This window comes from Cobetia sp. MM1IDA2H-1, from assembly GCF_002916775.2.
Lineage (GTDB): Bacteria > Pseudomonadota > Gammaproteobacteria > Pseudomonadales > Halomonadaceae > Cobetia > Cobetia marina.
In genome coordinates, this window is record NZ_CM133225.1 from 189,854 (window position 1) to 206,390 (window position 16,537).

Below are 16,537 nucleotides of genomic sequence, written 5' to 3' on the forward strand. Positions count from 1 at the left end.
GTCTGCGCGCGATGGGTCAGCGTGCGTAGAGGCCCCCCAGGACTCTGGGACCGCGTGCTCCCGTCACGCTGACGAGATTGCCGGGGCGCTCCAGCACTCTGCGGGCGGCCAGCCACGCGAAGGCGCTGGCTTCGAGGAGATCGGCATTCCAGCCAAGCGAGGCGCAGGTGGTCAGGCCGGTGGGGTGGCTTGCATGCGCAAGGCGCCGTTCGAGCGCGGCCATCAGGGCGGTGTTGCGCGCTCCGCCACCACAGGGTGTCAGTCCCGCCAGTGATACGCCGGTATGCTCAAGTGCACGCGCGATGCTCTCTACCGTCAGACTCAGCAAGGTGGCCTGCACATCGACAGGGGCCTCGCTGCCTGTCAGGTGCTGCTCCAGCCAGCCGAGATGGAAGTCCTCGCGTCCGGTACTCTTCGGCAGCGGTCGAGTGAAGTAATCCGCGCTGAGCAGACGATCCAGCAGCTCCTCGATGACATGGCCGCTGGCGGCCCAGCTGCCCTGAGGATCAATCGCGGCCCCCTGATGGCGTGCATGCCAGGCATCCAGCAGGCAGTTGGCCGGGCCGGTATCAAAGCCGATCACTGCCGCCTGCGAGTCCAGTGGCGGGAGCAATGTCAGGTTCGCGATCCCCCCCAGGTTCAGCAGTCCCCGCCACTGGTCTGGCTGAGCGAACAGCGCTGAGTGAAATGCCGGCGCCAGAGGCGCTGCCTGCCCACCGGCCGCCAGATCCCTGCGGCGGAAGTCTGCCACCACGGGGATGCCGGTCAGCTCGGCCAGCAGGCTGGGGTTGTCGAGCTGCAGGGTGTAAGGCGTCTGACAGGGCTGATCGCTGAAGCCATGCGGGCGGTGCTCGATGGTCTGTCCATGGCTGCCGATGGCGCGAATGTCTTTCGGTTCCAGTCGCTGGCGAGACAGCAGCTGGCGGATCGCGTCGGCGGCCAGTTCGGCCAGCGCCAGCTCGGCTGCGGCAAGATCACGAAAATGCGCATGGTCCTCGTGCATCAGGCGCCAGAGGCGAGTGCGCAGGGGTTCCGGAAGCGGCAGATCCAGACCGTCGATGAAGCGGATGTGCTCGCGCAGCGCAGTGCAGTCCTGATGGGGTTCGATATCGAGCAGGGCGACATCGAGGCCGTCGAGGCTGGTGCCTGTCATCAGGCCGAGGTAAAGCGCCATGGAGATCTCCCGGGCAGTGAAACGTGGGTCAGCGAGTCTGCCGTGCGCCCCCGAGTCGCGGAAGTCTGGTTGGCATCCTCATGGCCAGAGGCAGAGCAGGGGTGCATGGTCTGCGTGTCATGCTAACATTCTCGGCCAACATGCCCCGTTACGAGGGGAGCAGCAACGGTCAGAGAGGGCAGGATGAGCGACAAGTCAGTAGTGGAAGCGCTGGAGATCATCAAGCGCGGTACCGATGAGGTGCTGGTCGAGGAAGAGCTGATCAAGAAGCTCGAGTCCGGACGCAAGCTCAGGGTCAAGGCGGGTTTCGATCCGACGGCGCCGGACCTGCACCTCGGGCATACCGTGCTGATCAACAAGCTGCGTCAGCTGCAGGATCTTGGCCACGAGGTCATCTTCCTGATCGGGGACTTCACCGGACGCATCGGTGATCCGACCGGCAAGAGCGTGACGCGCAAGCCGCTGACCGAAGAGGACGTGAAGGCCAATGCCCTGACGTATCAGGAGCAGGTCTTCAAGATTCTCGACAAGGATCGCACGCGAATCGCCTTCAACTCCGAATGGATCAGCAAGCTCTCTGCCAGCGACATGATCGAACTGGCGGCTTCCAGCACGGTGGCTCGCATGCTCGAGCGCGATGATTTCGACAAGCGTTACACCGGCAACCAGCCGATCTCCATTCACGAGTTCCTCTATCCCCTGATCCAGGGCTATGACTCCGTGGCGCTGGAGGCGGATATCGAACTCGGCGGTACCGATCAGAAGTTCAACCTGCTGATGGGCCGTGAGCTGCAACGCCAGCGTGGCCAGGAGCCGCAGGTCGTGATCACCATGCCGATCCTCGAAGGTCTGGATGGCGTGCAGAAGATGTCCAAGTCGCTGGGCAACTACATCGGTATCAATGACCGTCCGGGCGAGATGTTCAACAAGATCGTCTCCATGCCGGACTCGCTGATGTGGCGTTACTTCGAGCTGCTCTCGCTGCGCCCCATGGAGGAAGTGAAGGCGCTGATGACCAGCATCGAGAATGGCGCCAATCCGCGCGACATCAAGATGGAGCTGGCTCGCGAGCTGGTGGCGCGTTTCCACGATGAAGAGGCGGCTGCCACGGCTCACCTCTCCAGTGGCAACCAGCTGGCAGAAGGTGAGCTGCCCGCGGACATGCCGGATGTCACCGTGAGCCTTGAAGGGGCAGAGGTCGCGCCGATCGCCGCCGTGCTCAATCGTTCAGGTCTGGCCAACAACAGCGCCCAGGCCAAGGACATGCTCAAGAATGGTCGCGTGAAAGTCGATGGAGACGTGATCGAGCCTTCCTACATGGCGCCTTTCGATACGGCCATCGTCATCCAGGCTGGCAAGAAGCGCTACGCACGTGTGACGGTGACTCGCTGATCCGACGCGAGATGTCTGACCGACCATTCGGCCCCGCCATTTCTGGCGGGGCCGAATGCGTTTCTGGCCAGGGAAGAGATGTGTCAGCAAGTGACGGCGAGATGAGGCCAAAGGAGCAAGAAGAGGTGATGAGAGAATAGGTGTCGCCCGCATGTCCTCGAAATGACAATCGATGGAAAAAGCCCTTGCCCTCAGCCAGGATCGTGCGTAAAGTACGCATCCGCTGCCGGGGACGCATGGCGTTACCAGCGGTGAAAGAGGTTTGCAGGTGGTTGTTTTGTTTGATGTTTTTGAAGTCCGCTTCCAAATCATCGATTGACAATCCCGGGCGATTCGCTAGAATACGCCGCATTCCTACGGAACAGGTGATCGAGCAACGCTCCTCGCCGCTGGATGATGCTTAGAGGCAGTCGATTGACTCATCATCAAGTGCTTGACTTCTCAAGCGTTCCGGATAGAATATGCCTCCTCGCTTAACAGCGACGCTCTTTAAAAATTTGATCAGGTAATTCGTGTGAGCGCTTGCCGATGAGTGGTGACAAGGTCACCAAATATCGGAGCAAGCCTCTCACGAGAAGTTTGACTCTGAACCAAGTTTGGTCTGCTTAACAGACTATCAAGCTTTCAACTGAAGAGTTTGATCATGGCTCAGATTGAACGCTGGCGGCAGGCTTAACACATGCAAGTCGAGCGGAAACGATTCTAGCTTGCTAGAAGGCGTCGAGCGGCGGACGGGTCAGTAATGCATGGGAATCTGCCCGATAGTGGGGGACAACCTGGGGAAACTCAGGCTAATACCGCATACGTCCTACGGGAGAGGGAATCTCGGACCTTGCGCTATCGGATGAGCCCATGTCGGATTAGCTTGTTGGTGAGGTAACGGCTCACCAAGGCGACGATCCGTAGCTGGTCTGAGAGGATGATCAGCCACACTGGGACTGAGACACGGCCCAGACTCCTACGGGAGGCAGCAGTGGGGAATATTGGACAATGGGCGAAAGCCTGATCCAGCCATGCCGCGTGTGTGAAGAAGGCCTTCGGGTTGTAAAGCACTTTCAGCGAGGAAGAACGCTTCGGGATTAATACTCCCGAGGAAAGACATCACTCGCAGAAGAAGCACCGGCTAACTCCGTGCCAGCAGCCGCGGTAATACGGAGGGTGCAAGCGTTAATCGGAATTACTGGGCGTAAAGCGCGCGTAGGTGGCTAAGTCAGCCAGGTGTGAAAGCCCCGGGCTCAACCTGGGAACGGCATCTGGAACTGCTTGGCTAGAGTGCAGGAGAGGAAGGTAGAATTCCCGGTGTAGCGGTGAAATGCGTAGAGATCGGGAGGAATACCAGTGGCGAAGGCGGCCTTCTGGACTGACACTGACACTGAGGTGCGAAAGCGTGGGTAGCAAACAGGATTAGATACCCTGGTAGTCCACGCCGTAAACGATGTCAACTAGCCGTTGGGTCCCTTGAGGACTTAGTGGCGCAGCTAACGCAATAAGTTGACCGCCTGGGGAGTACGGCCGCAAGGTTAAAACTCAAATGAATTGACGGGGGCCCGCACAAGCGGTGGAGCATGTGGTTTAATTCGATGCAACGCGAAGAACCTTACCTACCCTTGACATCCAGAGGACTTTCCAGAGATGGATTGGTGCCTTCGGGAACTCTGAGACAGGTGCTGCATGGCTGTCGTCAGCTCGTGTTGTGAAATGTTGGGTTAAGTCCCGTAACGAGCGCAACCCCTATCCTTATTTGCCAGCGAGTAATGTCGGGAACTCTAAGGAGACTGCCGGTGACAAACCGGAGGAAGGTGGGGACGACGTCAAGTCATCATGGCCCTTACGGGTAGGGCTACACACGTGCTACAATGGCAAGTACAAAGGGTTGCAATACGGCGACGTGGAGCCAATCCCATAAAGCTTGCCTCAGTCCGGATTGGAGTCTGCAACTCGACTCCATGAAGTCGGAATCGCTAGTAATCGTGGATCAGAATGCCACGGTGAATACGTTCCCGGGCCTTGTACACGCCGCCCGTCACGCCATGGGAGTGGACTGCACCAGAAGTGGTTAGCCTAACCTTCGGGAGGGCGATCACCACGGTGTGGTTCATGACTGGGGTGAAGTCGTAACAAGGTAGCCCTAGGGGAACCTGGGGCTGGATCACCTCCTTATCGACACTGTCTACCGCTCGCGGCAAGTGCTCACAACGAATTACCTGATCTTATTGCTGGCTTAGCCGGCAGTGGCAAGCGTGCTCAACAGAGCGCGCTTCTCACTGTTCTCTGAACAGCCGCTCTTTAACAATGTGAATCATGCTGACGATGGAATGTGCGCCAAGCACATCTCCCATCAAAACGATATGTCGGAGAGGTCCGACAGATTCGTAATCCTTCGACAGACCCCTTGGGGTTATATGGTCAAGCGATTAAGCGCATACGGTGGATGCCTTGGCAGCCAGAGGCGATGAAGGACGTGATAGCCTGCGATAAGCGTTGGCGAGGTGGCAAATACCCTGCGACCCAACGATTTCCGAATGGGGAAACCCACTCACCATCAGGTGAGTATCTATAGGCCAATACATAACCTATAGAGGCAAACCCGGGGAACTGAAACATCTAAGTACCCGGAGGAAAAGAAATCAACCGAGATTCCCCAAGTAGCGGCGAGCAACGGGGACCAGCCCTTAAGCGATACAACTGACAGACGAATAAGCTGGGAAGCTTGACGATACAGGGTGATAGTCCCGTAGTAGAAGTCTGAGTATCGTGAAATCGAGTAGGTCGGGGCACGAGAAACCTTGACTGAACATGGGGGGACCATCCTCCAAGGCTAAATACTCCTGGCTGACCGATAGTGAACCAGTACCGTGAGGGAAAGGCGAAAAGAACCCCGGCGAGGGGAGTGAAATAATCCTGAAACCGTATGCGTACAAGCAGTGGGAGCACCTTCGTGGTGTGACCGCGTACCTTTTGTATAATGGGTCAGCGACTTATATTCTGTGGCGAGCTTAACCGTATAGGGGAGGCGTAGCGAAAGCGAGTCTTTAACTGGCATACAGTCGCAGGGTATAGACCCGAAACCGGGCGATCTATCCATGGCCAGGGTGAAGATTGAGTAACATCAATTGGAGGCCCGAACCCAAGTATGTTGAAAAATGCTGGGATGAGCTGTGGATCGGAGTGAAAGGCTAATCAAGCCCGGAGATAGCTGGTTCTCCTCGAAAGCTATTTAGGTAGCGCCTCACGTATCACCGCTGGGGGTAGAGCACTGTTTCAGCTAGGATAATCCCGACTTACCAACCCGAGGCAAACTCCGAATACCAGTGAGTGCAGCGTGGGAGACACACAGCGGGTGCTAACGTCCGTTGTGAAAAGGGAAACAACCCAGACCGTCAGCTAAGGTCCCAAAATCCTGATTAAGTGGGAAACGATGTGGGAAGGCTCAGACAGCTAGGAGGTTGGCTTAGAAGCAGCCATCCTTTAAAGAAAGCGTAATAGCTCACTAGTCGAGTCGGCCTGCGCGGAAGATATAACGGGGCTAAATAGGGTGCCAAACTCCACGGGTTCATCCTTATGGATGAGCGGTAGAGGAGCGTCGTGTAAGCCAATGAAGGTGGATTGAGAAGTCTGCTGGAGGTATCACGAGTGCGAATGCTGACATGAGTAACGATAAGGGGAGTGAAAAACTCCCCCGCCGGAAGACCAAGGTTTTCTGTTCTACGTTAATCGGAGCAGAGTGAGTCGGCCCCTAAGGCGAGGCGGAAACGCGTAGTCGATGGGAAACGGGTTAATATTCCCGTACCGGATGTGGTTGCGATGGGGGGACGAAGAAGGCTAGGTGAGCCAGGCGTTGGTTGTCCTGGTGAAAGCATGTAGGCCGAGGAATCAGGCAAATCCGGTTCCTCTGAGGTCGAGATGCGAGACGAACTGACTACGGTCAAGGAGGATAAATAGATGCCACGCTTAGGAAAAGCCTCTAAGCTTCAGATCACATGCGACCGTACCCCAAACCGACACAGGTGGTCAGGTAGAGAATACCAAGGCGCTTGAGAGAACTCGGGTGAAGGAACTAGGCAAAATGGCACCGTAACTTCGGGAGAAGGTGCACGGTTCGAGTGAAGGACTTGCTCCGTAAGCTCTTACCGGTCGAAGATACCAGGTGGCTGCAACTGTTTATTAAAAACACAGCACTCTGCAAACGCGCAAGCGGACGTATAGGGTGTGACGCCTGCCCGGTGCCGGAAGGTTAATTGATGGGGTTAGGATTCGTCCGAAGCTCTTGATCGAAGCCCCGGTAAACGGCGGCCGTAACTATAACGGTCCTAAGGTAGCGAAATTCCTTGTCGGGTAAGTTCCGACCTGCACGAATGGCGTAATGATGGCCACGCTGTCTCCACCCGAGACTCAGTGAAATTGAAATCGCAGTGAAGATGCTGTGTACCCGCGGCTAGACGGAAAGACCCCGTGAACCTTTACTATAGCTTTACACTGGATGCTGATGTTGTCTGTGTAGGATAGCTGGGAGGCTTTGAAACCACGTCGCCAGATGCGGTGGAGCCAACCTTGAAATACCAGCCTGACATCATTGGCGTTCTAACTCAGGTCCGTTATCCGGATCGAGGACAGTGTATGGTGGGTAGTTTGACTGGGGCGGTCTCCTCCTAAAGAGTAACGGAGGAGCACGAAGGTACCCTCAGCACGGTTGGAAATCGTGCATTGAGTGCAAGAGCATAAGGGTGCTTGACTGCGAGACAGACACGTCGAGCAGGTACGAAAGTAGGTTCTAGTGATCCGGTGGTTCTGTATGGAAGGGCCATCGCTCAACGGATAAAAGGTACTCCGGGGATAACAGGCTGATACCGCCCAAGAGTTCACATCGACGGCGGTGTTTGGCACCTCGATGTCGGCTCATCACATCCTGGGGCTGAAGTCGGTCCCAAGGGTATGGCTGTTCGCCATTTAAAGTGGTACGCGAGCTGGGTTTAGAACGTCGTGAGACAGTTCGGTCCCTATCTGCCGTGGGCGTCGGAAGTTTGAGAAGAGCTGCTCCTAGTACGAGAGGACCGGAGTGGACGAACCTCTGGTGTTCGGGTTGTCATGCCAATGGCATTGCCCGGTAGCTACGTTCGGACGGGATAACCGCTGAAAGCATCTAAGCGGGAAGCCCCCTTCAAGATGAGACTTCCCTGAGGCCTTGCGCCTCCTGAAGGGCCCTTGAAGACTACAAGGTTGATAGGCTGGGTGTGGAAGCACAGCAATGTGTTGAGCTAACCAGTACTAATTGCCCGTGAGGCTTGACCATATAACACCCAAGGGGTTTGCTGCGGCAAACGCCGGGATTGCGACAGGATCGACGACATATCGGTCAGCATGATTCATATCCGCAAGTCGCGAGGCCACAAGCCTCGAGACTCAGGCATCGCAAGATGCCACCGTTTCGCCTGACGACCATAGCGAGCGTGAACCACCCGATCCCATGCCGAACTCGGAAGTGAAACCGCTTAGCGCCGATGGTAGTGTGGAGTTTCTCCATGTGAGAGTAGGTCATCGTCAGGCACTTATACTAAACCGCCCCTGCAGCCCAGCTGCGGGGGCGGTTCTCTTTGTGCACAGGAAAAGCTGTGGGCGAAAGAAAAGAGCTCTGCCCAAGCAACGTGCATATGCCACAAAAGGCCCCTGTCGAATTTGCGACAGGGGCCTTTTGTCTTCGGGGCCTTTTGTCTTCAGAGCCAGTGAAGTTTCAGCGCGCCATCACATCAGGGCGAGACTTCGTAGAGCTCGATGGGCGTACCGTCAGGGTCTGCCAGGAAGGTGAAGCGGGCACCGGTGTATTCATCGACACGTATCGGCTCTGGCGTGGCGCCACGGGCGATCAGCAGCTCGACACAGGTGTCGATGTCCTCGGTTGCCAGCGCCAGGTGACGCAGCCCACAGGCTTCCGGATAGCTTGGGCGCTCCGGCGGCGACGGGAAGGAGAACAGCTCCAGCTGGATACCGCCCGGCAAGCGCAGGTCGAGCTTGTAGCTGTCGCGGGCTTCACGATAGGCCTCGTGGATCACCTGCGCATCCATGACCTCGAGATAGAAGCGCCTAGCGCGTGAGTAATCAGCGGTGATGAGTGCCACGTGATGCACGCGCGTCAAAGGCAGGCGCGCTGTCGAAGTGGCACTTGACGCCATGGTGGGACGTTCCGTTGTCATATGGTTGCTCCTGCTGAGAGTCTTCGGTGGCGAATGCCCGAGTGACATCCTGATGAAAGAAGGCGCCCAGTGGGCGCCTTCTTTCATTGAACCCATCACGGGTCATGCTGTGCGCTATCTCAACGACACAGGGTTTCCAGGGCTTCGATCAGGCTGTCCATCTCGGCATCGGTACCGATGCTGATGCGCAGATAGTCACGTAGCGCATCGGTGTTGAAGTGGCGCACCAGGATGCCCTGCTCGCGAAGGCCGATGAACAGCTTGCCGGCATCATGGGTCGGGTGAGTCGCCAGCACGAAGTTGGTCTGTGACGGCAGGATCTCGAAGCCCAATGCGGCCATGCGATCGCGCGTCTGCTCACGGGTAGTGATGACGCGTGTGCGGCACTCATCGAAATAGGCGGGATCACTCAGCGCGGCGACGCCGACCTGCTCGGCCAGACGATCGATGGGGTAGGAATTGAAGGAGTCCTTCACGCGCTCCAGGCCCTCGATCAGCTCCCGCGAGGCCACGGCATAGCCAAGGCGAATGCCCGCCAGGCTGCGCGACTTCGAGAAAGTGCCCGACACGACCAGATTCGGATACTGATGAATCAGCGGGATGGCGCTTTCCCCCCCGAAGTCCACGTAAGCCTCATCCACCAGCACCACGCTCTGCGGGTTGCGTTCCAGCAGCGCGGCAATCGCCTTGCGGCCATGGCCATGGCCTGTCGGGGCATTGGGATTGGCGAAGATGATGCCACCGTTGTCATTGCCGAAGGCTTCGAGATCGACTTCCCAGTTGTCGGTCAGCGCGATGCTGCGTGATTCGATGCCATACATGCGGCAGTAGACAGGATAGAAGCTGTAGCTGATGGAGGGCAGCAGCAGCGGCTTGTTCTGACGGAAGAAGGCCTGGAAGGCCAGCGCCAGCACCTCGTCGGAGCCATTGCCGACGAAGACTTCCTCTGCGGCCACATGGAAGGTCTCGGCCAGGGCGGCGCGCAGCGAGCTGGAACTCGGGTCCGGGTAGCGACGCAGGTCAGAGGCATTGAACTCGCGCAGCGTCTGTTCCACGGCCGGGGCCGGCGGGTAGGGGTTTTCATTGGTATTCAGCTTGATCAGCTGCTCACGCGGTTGTTCGCCGGGGACGTAGGGGGTCAGGTCGTGGACCTGTGGGCTCCAGTACTTGCTCATGATTTCTCGCCGCTGGTGACAGTGCATGACCCGTGTCATGGATAGGTTTCATGTTGCCCGCTGGATCGTCGCGGTACAAGCATCGGCAGGCTCTCGCATGAGTCGCGAGGATGCCGCGTGGCGCGACCTGGCGCATTGTTGCCATCCCAGCATTATTCTCATGCACCGCGTGCGCTTGAAGCATCGGCTGGCGCACCGCATGTCACTGGCATGCCCGCCTGGTTCGCCCGAAGCGGCGGCTGGCGAAAGATCAGAGACTCAAGGAGCACCGATGACTGCCAACACCAAGGCCCCGTACGCCGACACCCTGCTTGATCCGGTCATGCTCGGTGATCTCACCCTGCCCAATCGTATCCTGATGGCGCCACTGACCCGAGCGCGCACGCCGGACAGCATTCCCGGTGAGCTTCAGGAGGTCTACTACGGACAGCGTGCCGGCGCCGGCCTGATCATCAGCGAGGCGACCAACATCTCGCCGACCGCGCGTGGTTACGTCTACACGCCGGGTATCTGGACGGATGAGCAGGAAGCCGGCTGGAAGGGCGTCGTCGAGGCAGTGCACGCCAAGGGTGGACGCATGGCGCTTCAGCTGTGGCATGTCGGGCGTGTCTCGCACGAGATGGTGCAGCCGGATGGCCAGCCACCGGTCGCGCCCAGCGCCCTGCGTGGTGAAGGCGCCCAGTGCTTCGTCGAGTTCGAGGATGGCAGCAGTGGTCGCCACCCCACCAGCACGCCGCGTGCGCTGGAGACGGAGGAAATCCCCCAGCTGGTCGAGGACTATCGTCAGGCTGCCGTGCGCGCCAAGCGTGCCGGCTTCGACATGATCGAGGTACATGCCGCCAACGCCTATCTGCTCAACCAGTTCATGGCGACCGGTACCAACCAGCGCACCGACCAGTACGGTGGTTCGGTCGAGAATCGTGCACGTCTGACACTGGAAGTCGTCGATGCCGTCGCCGAGGTCTTCGGGCCGGAGCGCACCGGCATCCGTCTGACGCCCTTCATCGAGATCTTCGGTCTCACCGATGACGAGCCGGAAGAGATGGCCTTCTACATGGCAGACCAGCTCTCCAGACGTGGCATTGCCTACGTGCACGTCAACGAGCCGGACTGGGCCGGCGGCGACGTCAAGTTCACCGATGACTTCCGCCGCGCACTGCGGGGGCGCGTCAAGGGCGCGCTGATCTTCTGCGGTCATTACGACGGGGAGCGTGCGGCACGCATCATCGACGAGGGCATTGCGGATGCCGTCGCCATCGGGCGCCCCTATATCGCCAATCCGGACCTGGTCGAACGTCTGCGTCTGGATGCGCCGTTCAACGAGCAGGATCCTGATACCTTCTACGGTGGCGGTGCCGAGGGCTACACCGATTATCCCTTCCTCGACAACGGGCATGATCGCCGTGGCTGAGGCCGACATGATTTAGCGAATGGCGTTCGATAAACGCCATCGGGGGTGGCCTCACGGGGCTGATACCCGCTATTCTTGAGCGTGGAAGCTCGTGAGCGGTCCGTCTGTCGAGGCAGTCGGGCCGCTCGCCGTCGATAGCGCTGACGCTGCTATCGAATCATCGCCTTAAGGAGGATTCAATGCAGATCAGGACTCTGATGGTGGGAGCCGCGCTGATGGTCGGTCTCGCCGGGTGCGCATCAACGGCCCAGACGACAGATGGTGCCGCTGCCAATGACGCCACCGAGACAGCCAGCGAGCAGGTTGCCGTCTACAAGGGCACCCTGCCGTGTCGTCGTTGCACGGGCATTGACCTCGATGTGCGTCTCAAGGGAGCGGAAGATGCTGCCCCGGAAGCGCGTACCTTCAGTCTCGATGCCACCTATCGCGATCATCCGCAGCAGCCCGCGCCGGAGCACTACGAGGGTCAGTGGGATGTACTGTCAGGTACGGTGACCGACCCGAATGCCACCGTCTATGAGCTGACGCCGAATGGCGAGGGCCAGACCTACTACTTCCTGCGTCTGGACCCCCAGACACTGGAACTGGTCGACCCGCAGAAGCGCCGCTTCCAGAACGGCGAGACACTGCGTCTCAAGCGCGAGTGATGCCACCGCGTGTCATGCACGCGTGAGGTGACAGCAAGGCGGCGCAAGCCGCCTTGCTTGTGTCTGGCATCCGTGTCGGACGTTCGCATCGAGCGCCCCTGCCTGGTGCCATCGGGCGATGCGGGGCATGGGTGCCATGCCGGGCGACGTGGTCTGAAATCATTACTCCCTGACAGGATGGTCTGATGGCGAAAGCAAAGAGCGCCTTCGTATGTACCGAGTGCGGTAGCGAATTCTCGAAGTGGCAGGGGCAGTGCAGCGGCTGTCGCGAGTGGAATACCCTGCAGGAGATTCGGGTCGGTGCCACGGTATTGCCGGGGGCTGCGCCGGCTGCCGGGGGCATCAGCACTGGCGGGGCGTCACGTGGCGCCACCAGCGCCAGAGGCGGCTATGCCGGCACGCTGAGTGACAACGTGACGGATCTGTCCAACGTCTCGCTGGCCGAAGTGCCGCGCTTCTCCTCGACCTTCGGTGAGTTTGATCGCGTGCTTGGCGGCGGTCTGGTGCCTGGCTCCGCCGTATTGCTCGGCGGGCACCCCGGCGCCGGCAAGTCGACGCTGCTGCTGCAGACCGCCTGCAAGCTGGCGCAGCACAAGCGTTCGCTCTACGTCACCGGTGAAGAGTCGCTGTCGCAGGTGGCGATGCGTGCCCATCGACTGCAGCTCCCGACCCAGGGACTCAAGATGCTGGCCGAGACCAGTGTCGAGACGATTCTGGCCACCGCCGAGCGCGAGAAGCCGGAAGTGCTGATCATCGATTCCATCCAGACCATGCATCTGGAGGATCTGTCCTCCGCGCCGGGGGGCGTCTCGCAGGTGCGTGAGTCCGCCGCGGCGTTGACGCGTTTCGCCAAGCGGACCAACACCGTATTGCTGCTGGTCGGGCACGTGACCAAGGATGGCTCGCTGGCTGGCCCCAAGGTACTGGAGCACATGATCGATGCCTCCCTGTTGCTGGAAGGGGATGGTGATTCGCGTTTTCGCACCCTGCGCGGACAGAAGAACCGCTTCGGCGCGGTCAACGAGCTGGGCGTGTTCGCCATGGTCGAGCTTGGCCTGAAGGAGGTGAAGAACCCCAGTGCGATCTTCCTGTCACGCAGCGAGGAGCAATCCTCCGGCAGCCTGGTGATGGTGGTCTGGGAAGGGACTCGGCCGATCCTGATCGAGGTCCAGGCGTTGCTGGACGATTCGCCGCTGGGCAATCCCCGGCGCGTCGCGGTCGGTCTGGATGGCAATCGACTCTCGATGTTGCTGGCCGTGCTCAACAAGCACGGCGGCCTGTTCACCGGCGATCAGGATGTCTTCCTGAACGTGGTGGGCGGGGTCAAGGTACTCGAGACCAGCGCCGACCTCGCGGTGCTGTGTGCGGTGGTATCCAGTCTGCAGAACCGCCCGCTGCCGCGCGAACTGGTGGTGTTCGGTGAGGTCGGCCTGTCTGGCGAGATCCGCCCGGTGCCCAGTGGCCAGGAGCGCATCGTCGAGGCCGCCAAGCATGGCTTCACGCGCGCCATCGTGCCCAAGGGCAATGCCCCCAAGAATCCGCCCAAGGGCATGACGATCGTCGCGGTCGACAAGTTGTCCCAGGCGCTGGAAGCCCTGTGATGGCTGCCGGCAGCTGCCACGCGCAAGCCTTCCGGTGACATTCCGCCTGAAACGCACAAGGCCAGCCTCGCGGCTGGCCTTGTGCATATGGGATTGCCACTGGGCGTGATGTCAGTCCTGGCTGTCAGCCTGACGGGCGGTGTGAGCGCAGGCCTTTAGGCGTGCGACCAGCTGTTCGACGCCACGCTCGCGCATCAGCGCCTCGTTGCGCGCCGGCACCTCTTCCACATCCCCCGAATAGGCATTGATCGCCGCCTCGACCGAGCTTTCCCGCAGCAGGTGCAGCATCGGGAAGGGCGAGCGGTTGGTGTAGTTCGCGGCGTCGTCTTCCTCGGTATCCTCGAAGACATAGTCCGGATGGAAGCTGGCCAGCTGATAGATGCCCTCATAGCCCTGCATCTCGAGCAGTGCCTCAGCGTAATCCAGCAGCTCCAGATAGGCATCGAAGTCGCGGAAGCCATCCTTGAAGATCACCAGGGTGGTTTCGGCATCGCGATTGGCATCGAGGTTGAGGAGTTCATCGCCGAGTGCCTGCAGGCAACGCTCGAGTCCCGCGCCGGGGATGACGGCGTACTGGACGCTGTTGCGCGCCACTTCACGTGCCGCGAACGGGCATAGATTGTCCGCGATGATGTGCGTCTCGACCCACTGGCGGGTGGTCTCGATGGCCTCGGCCTCACTGACCTCAAGTGCAGGCGTATAGCCGGCCGACGGGGTGGAAGAGGTGGTGTCAGCAGGCGTAGCGTCGGTGGTCATGGCGTCAGGGTCCGCAGCGGTGTCAGGAGGGTGCATTGTCACTGCTCATGCCGGCCATGGCCAGTCCGGATTGGCAGCGCGCCACGATTGTCGCCGGTATCGCTACCGGCAAAGGGAGCCCCGGGCCGGCGAGTACGGTTCGCTGACACGCTGTTTCATCAGCGTATTCAGGGATAGACTTGCCGGGGCCGGACGTCGCCACGCCCGCCCCCGGCATCGTTTCTTCACGGAGGCGATGGCCTCTCCCGCAGCCCACGCACCTTCATGGAGGCACTTCTTGCCCGCTGACAATCCACCGCCACGCCAGCCTGCCGATGATGCCTCTGCCACGTCGAGTGCCACGGCATACCGCCTGTCACGCCTGCTGCCGTTTCTGGGCTGGATGCGCCAGCTGTCGCCGAGAGATGCGCGCGCGGACCTGATCGCCGGGCTGAGCGGTGCGGTGCTGGTACTGCCTCAGGGGGTGGCCTACGCGCTGATCGCGGGGTTGCCTCCGGCGCATGGACTCTATGCCGCCATCGTGGTCGCGATCATCGCCGGACTCTTCGGCTGCTCGCGTCATATGGTCAGCGGGCCGGCCGCCGCCATCTCGATGGTGGTCTTCGGTACCGTCTCGACCCTGGCCACCCCCGGCAGTCCGGAATACCTGCCGCTGGTGCTGGCGCTGACCTGCATGGTCGGCATCATCCAGCTCGCACTCGGGCTGCTGCGCATGGGGGCGCTGGTCAATCTGATCTCGCATACCGTGGTGATCGGCTTCACCGCCGGTGCCGGCGTATTGATCGCCACCAGTCAGCTCAAGCATCTGTTCGGTATCGCGCTGGGAGATGCCTCGAGCTTCCTCGGCACCTGGTGGGCATTGCTTGGGCATCTGGAAGACACCTCGTGGGCGACCCTGATCACCGGCCTCAGTACGCTCGCCAGTGCCTTGCTGGTGCGGCGGGTGAATCGCAGACTGCCGTGGATGCTGGTCGCGATGGCCGTCGGTTGCGGGGTTGCGGCATTGCTGGGTGGCAGCGAGGCAGGCATCCCGATGGTGGGGGCCCTCTCCGGCAGCCTGCCGCCGCTTTCTCTGCCGCCACTGGGGTTTGACACCCTGCGCTCGCTGGGCGGTGCGGCCTTTGCGCTGGCGGTTCTCGGCCTGATCGAGGCGGTCTCCATCGCCCGCGCCATCGGAGTACGCTCGCATCAGCGCATCGATGGCAATCAGGAGTTCATCGGCCAGGGGCTGTCGAATCTGGTCGGCAGCTTCTTCTCGTGCTTCGCCGGCTCCGGCTCCTTCACCCGTTCAGGGGCCAACTACGATGCCGGCGCCCGCACGCCGCTGTCGGTGATGATCGCGGCCCTGATCGTGCTGGCGGTGCTGTTGCTGGTGCCGAATGTCACGGCCTGGCTGCCATTGCCCGCCATGGCGGGCCTGATCATGGTGATCGCCGCCAACCTGATCGAATTCAGTCATATCCGTCAGATTCTCACCGTCAGCCGCGAGGAAGCGGTGGTGCTGGTGATCACCTTCCTCGCCACGCTGCTGCTGCCGCTTGAGTTCGCCATCTTCGCCGGCGTGCTGGTGTCGCTGGTGCTGTATCTGAATCGCACCTCGCGTCCACGTCTGGTGGAAATGGCACCGGACCCCGAACACCCGGAGCTGGGCGTGCGCAATGCCGAGCGCTATCAGCTGACCCAATGCCGTGAGGTCGTCATCCTGCGAGTGGATGGCTCGCTGTTCTTCGGCGCGGTGGACCACGTCCAGCGCAAGCTGGCGCGCTATACCGGCAAGCACGTCATCCTGCTCGGCACCGGCTGCAACTTCATCGACATCGCGGGGGCCGAGATGCTCGAGATCGAGCAGCGCCGCCTACAGGATGCCGGCGGCAGCCTGAGCATGTGCGGCTTCCGACGCTACGCGCTGGAAGTGATGGAGCGCGGAGGCTTCCTTGAGCGCATGGGGGATGAGCACTACTTTCATACTGCCGAGGCGGCCATTGCCGCGCTGCGCGAGGCAGTGTCCGAGGCGCATCGGCCACACGACGGCGAGCCGGCCGCATGTGCGTCCTGCCCGCTGTTCGGCCCTGACAGCATCGGCCCGAGCCAGGGCAATCGCCTGACGCCGCCGCTGGCCTGAGCGGGCCGTGCGGCAGCTGACAGGGCGAGAGTTGGCGGCACGCGAGACGGCAAGGCTGGGGGCCATGTCGT

The 16,537-nt window shown here is 60.5% G+C and carries 9 protein-coding genes and 3 rRNA genes; 8 read left to right on the forward strand and 4 right to left on the reverse strand.

What is annotated here, in order from left to right; genetic code table 11:
• Positions 1-16: 16 nt before the first annotated feature.
• A complete protein-coding gene (locus BOH68_RS00885) occupies positions 17-1,174 on the reverse strand; it encodes an anhydro-N-acetylmuramic acid kinase (protein WP_077379434.1) in 1,158 nt (385 codons plus the stop codon).
• Between the two features lie 183 nt (positions 1,175-1,357).
• On the opposite strand from BOH68_RS00885, the gene tyrS reads away from it, so the two are divergent.
• The 4 genes from tyrS (at position 1,358) to rrf (ending at position 8,110) form a co-directional block, all read left to right on the forward strand.
• Complete coding sequence (tyrS, locus tag BOH68_RS00890; RefSeq protein ID WP_077379432.1) at positions 1,358-2,566, forward strand: tyrosine--tRNA ligase; 1,209 nt, start codon at positions 1,358-1,360, stop codon at positions 2,564-2,566.
• Positions 2,567-3,191: 625 nt separating this feature from the next.
• Positions 3,192-4,726: ribosomal RNA gene (locus BOH68_RS00895) — 16S ribosomal RNA — on the forward strand.
• 244 nt (positions 4,727-4,970) lie between these two features.
• Positions 4,971-7,856: ribosomal RNA gene (locus BOH68_RS00900) — 23S ribosomal RNA — on the forward strand.
• A 138-nt stretch (positions 7,857-7,994) separates the two neighbouring features.
• Positions 7,995-8,110, forward strand: a 5S ribosomal RNA gene (gene rrf, locus BOH68_RS00905).
• The 16S, 23S and 5S rRNA genes sit together here, the layout of an rRNA operon.
• A 200-nt stretch (positions 8,111-8,310) precedes the next feature.
• Here the strand turns inward: rrf and gloA2 are convergent.
• The gene (gloA2, locus tag BOH68_RS00910; RefSeq protein WP_258038326.1) at positions 8,311-8,754 is read right to left on the reverse strand and encodes an SMU1112c/YaeR family gloxylase I-like metalloprotein; all 444 of its coding nucleotides are present in this window, start codon (positions 8,752-8,754) and stop codon (positions 8,311-8,313) included.
• A 119-nt stretch (positions 8,755-8,873) separates the two neighbouring features.
• A complete protein-coding gene (gene hisC, locus BOH68_RS00915) occupies positions 8,874-9,929 on the reverse strand; it encodes a histidinol-phosphate transaminase (protein WP_077379327.1) in 1,056 nt (351 codons plus the stop codon).
• A gap of 271 nt (positions 9,930-10,200) precedes the next feature.
• On the opposite strand from hisC, the gene BOH68_RS00920 reads away from it, so the two are divergent.
• The 3 genes from BOH68_RS00920 to radA all read left to right on the forward strand — a co-directional run bounded on the left by BOH68_RS00920 (position 10,201) and on the right by radA (position 13,588).
• Positions 10,201-11,340: an alkene reductase gene (locus BOH68_RS00920; protein WP_077378510.1), complete on the forward strand. Its 1,140-nt coding sequence runs from the start codon at positions 10,201-10,203 to the stop codon at positions 11,338-11,340.
• 179 nt (positions 11,341-11,519) lie between these two features.
• A complete protein-coding gene (locus BOH68_RS00925) occupies positions 11,520-11,987 on the forward strand; it encodes a copper resistance protein NlpE N-terminal domain-containing protein (protein ID WP_077378513.1) in 468 nt (155 codons plus the stop codon).
• A 185-nt stretch (positions 11,988-12,172) separates the two neighbouring features.
• Positions 12,173-13,588, forward strand: a complete 1,416-nt coding sequence (gene radA, locus BOH68_RS00930) for a DNA repair protein RadA (RefSeq protein ID WP_077378515.1) — start codon at positions 12,173-12,175, stop codon at positions 13,586-13,588.
• Positions 13,589-13,699: 111 nt separating this feature from the next.
• Here radA and BOH68_RS00935 read toward each other — a convergent pair whose 3' ends face one another.
• Positions 13,700-14,344, reverse strand: a complete 645-nt coding sequence (locus tag BOH68_RS00935) for a DUF1415 domain-containing protein (protein WP_077379330.1) — start codon at positions 14,342-14,344, stop codon at positions 13,700-13,702.
• A gap of 277 nt (positions 14,345-14,621) precedes the next feature.
• Between BOH68_RS00935 and BOH68_RS00940 the strand changes: the two genes are divergently transcribed.
• A complete protein-coding gene (locus tag BOH68_RS00940; protein WP_170877470.1) occupies positions 14,622-16,466 on the forward strand; it encodes a SulP family inorganic anion transporter in 1,845 nt (614 codons plus the stop codon).
• Positions 16,467-16,537 lie beyond the last annotated feature (71 nt).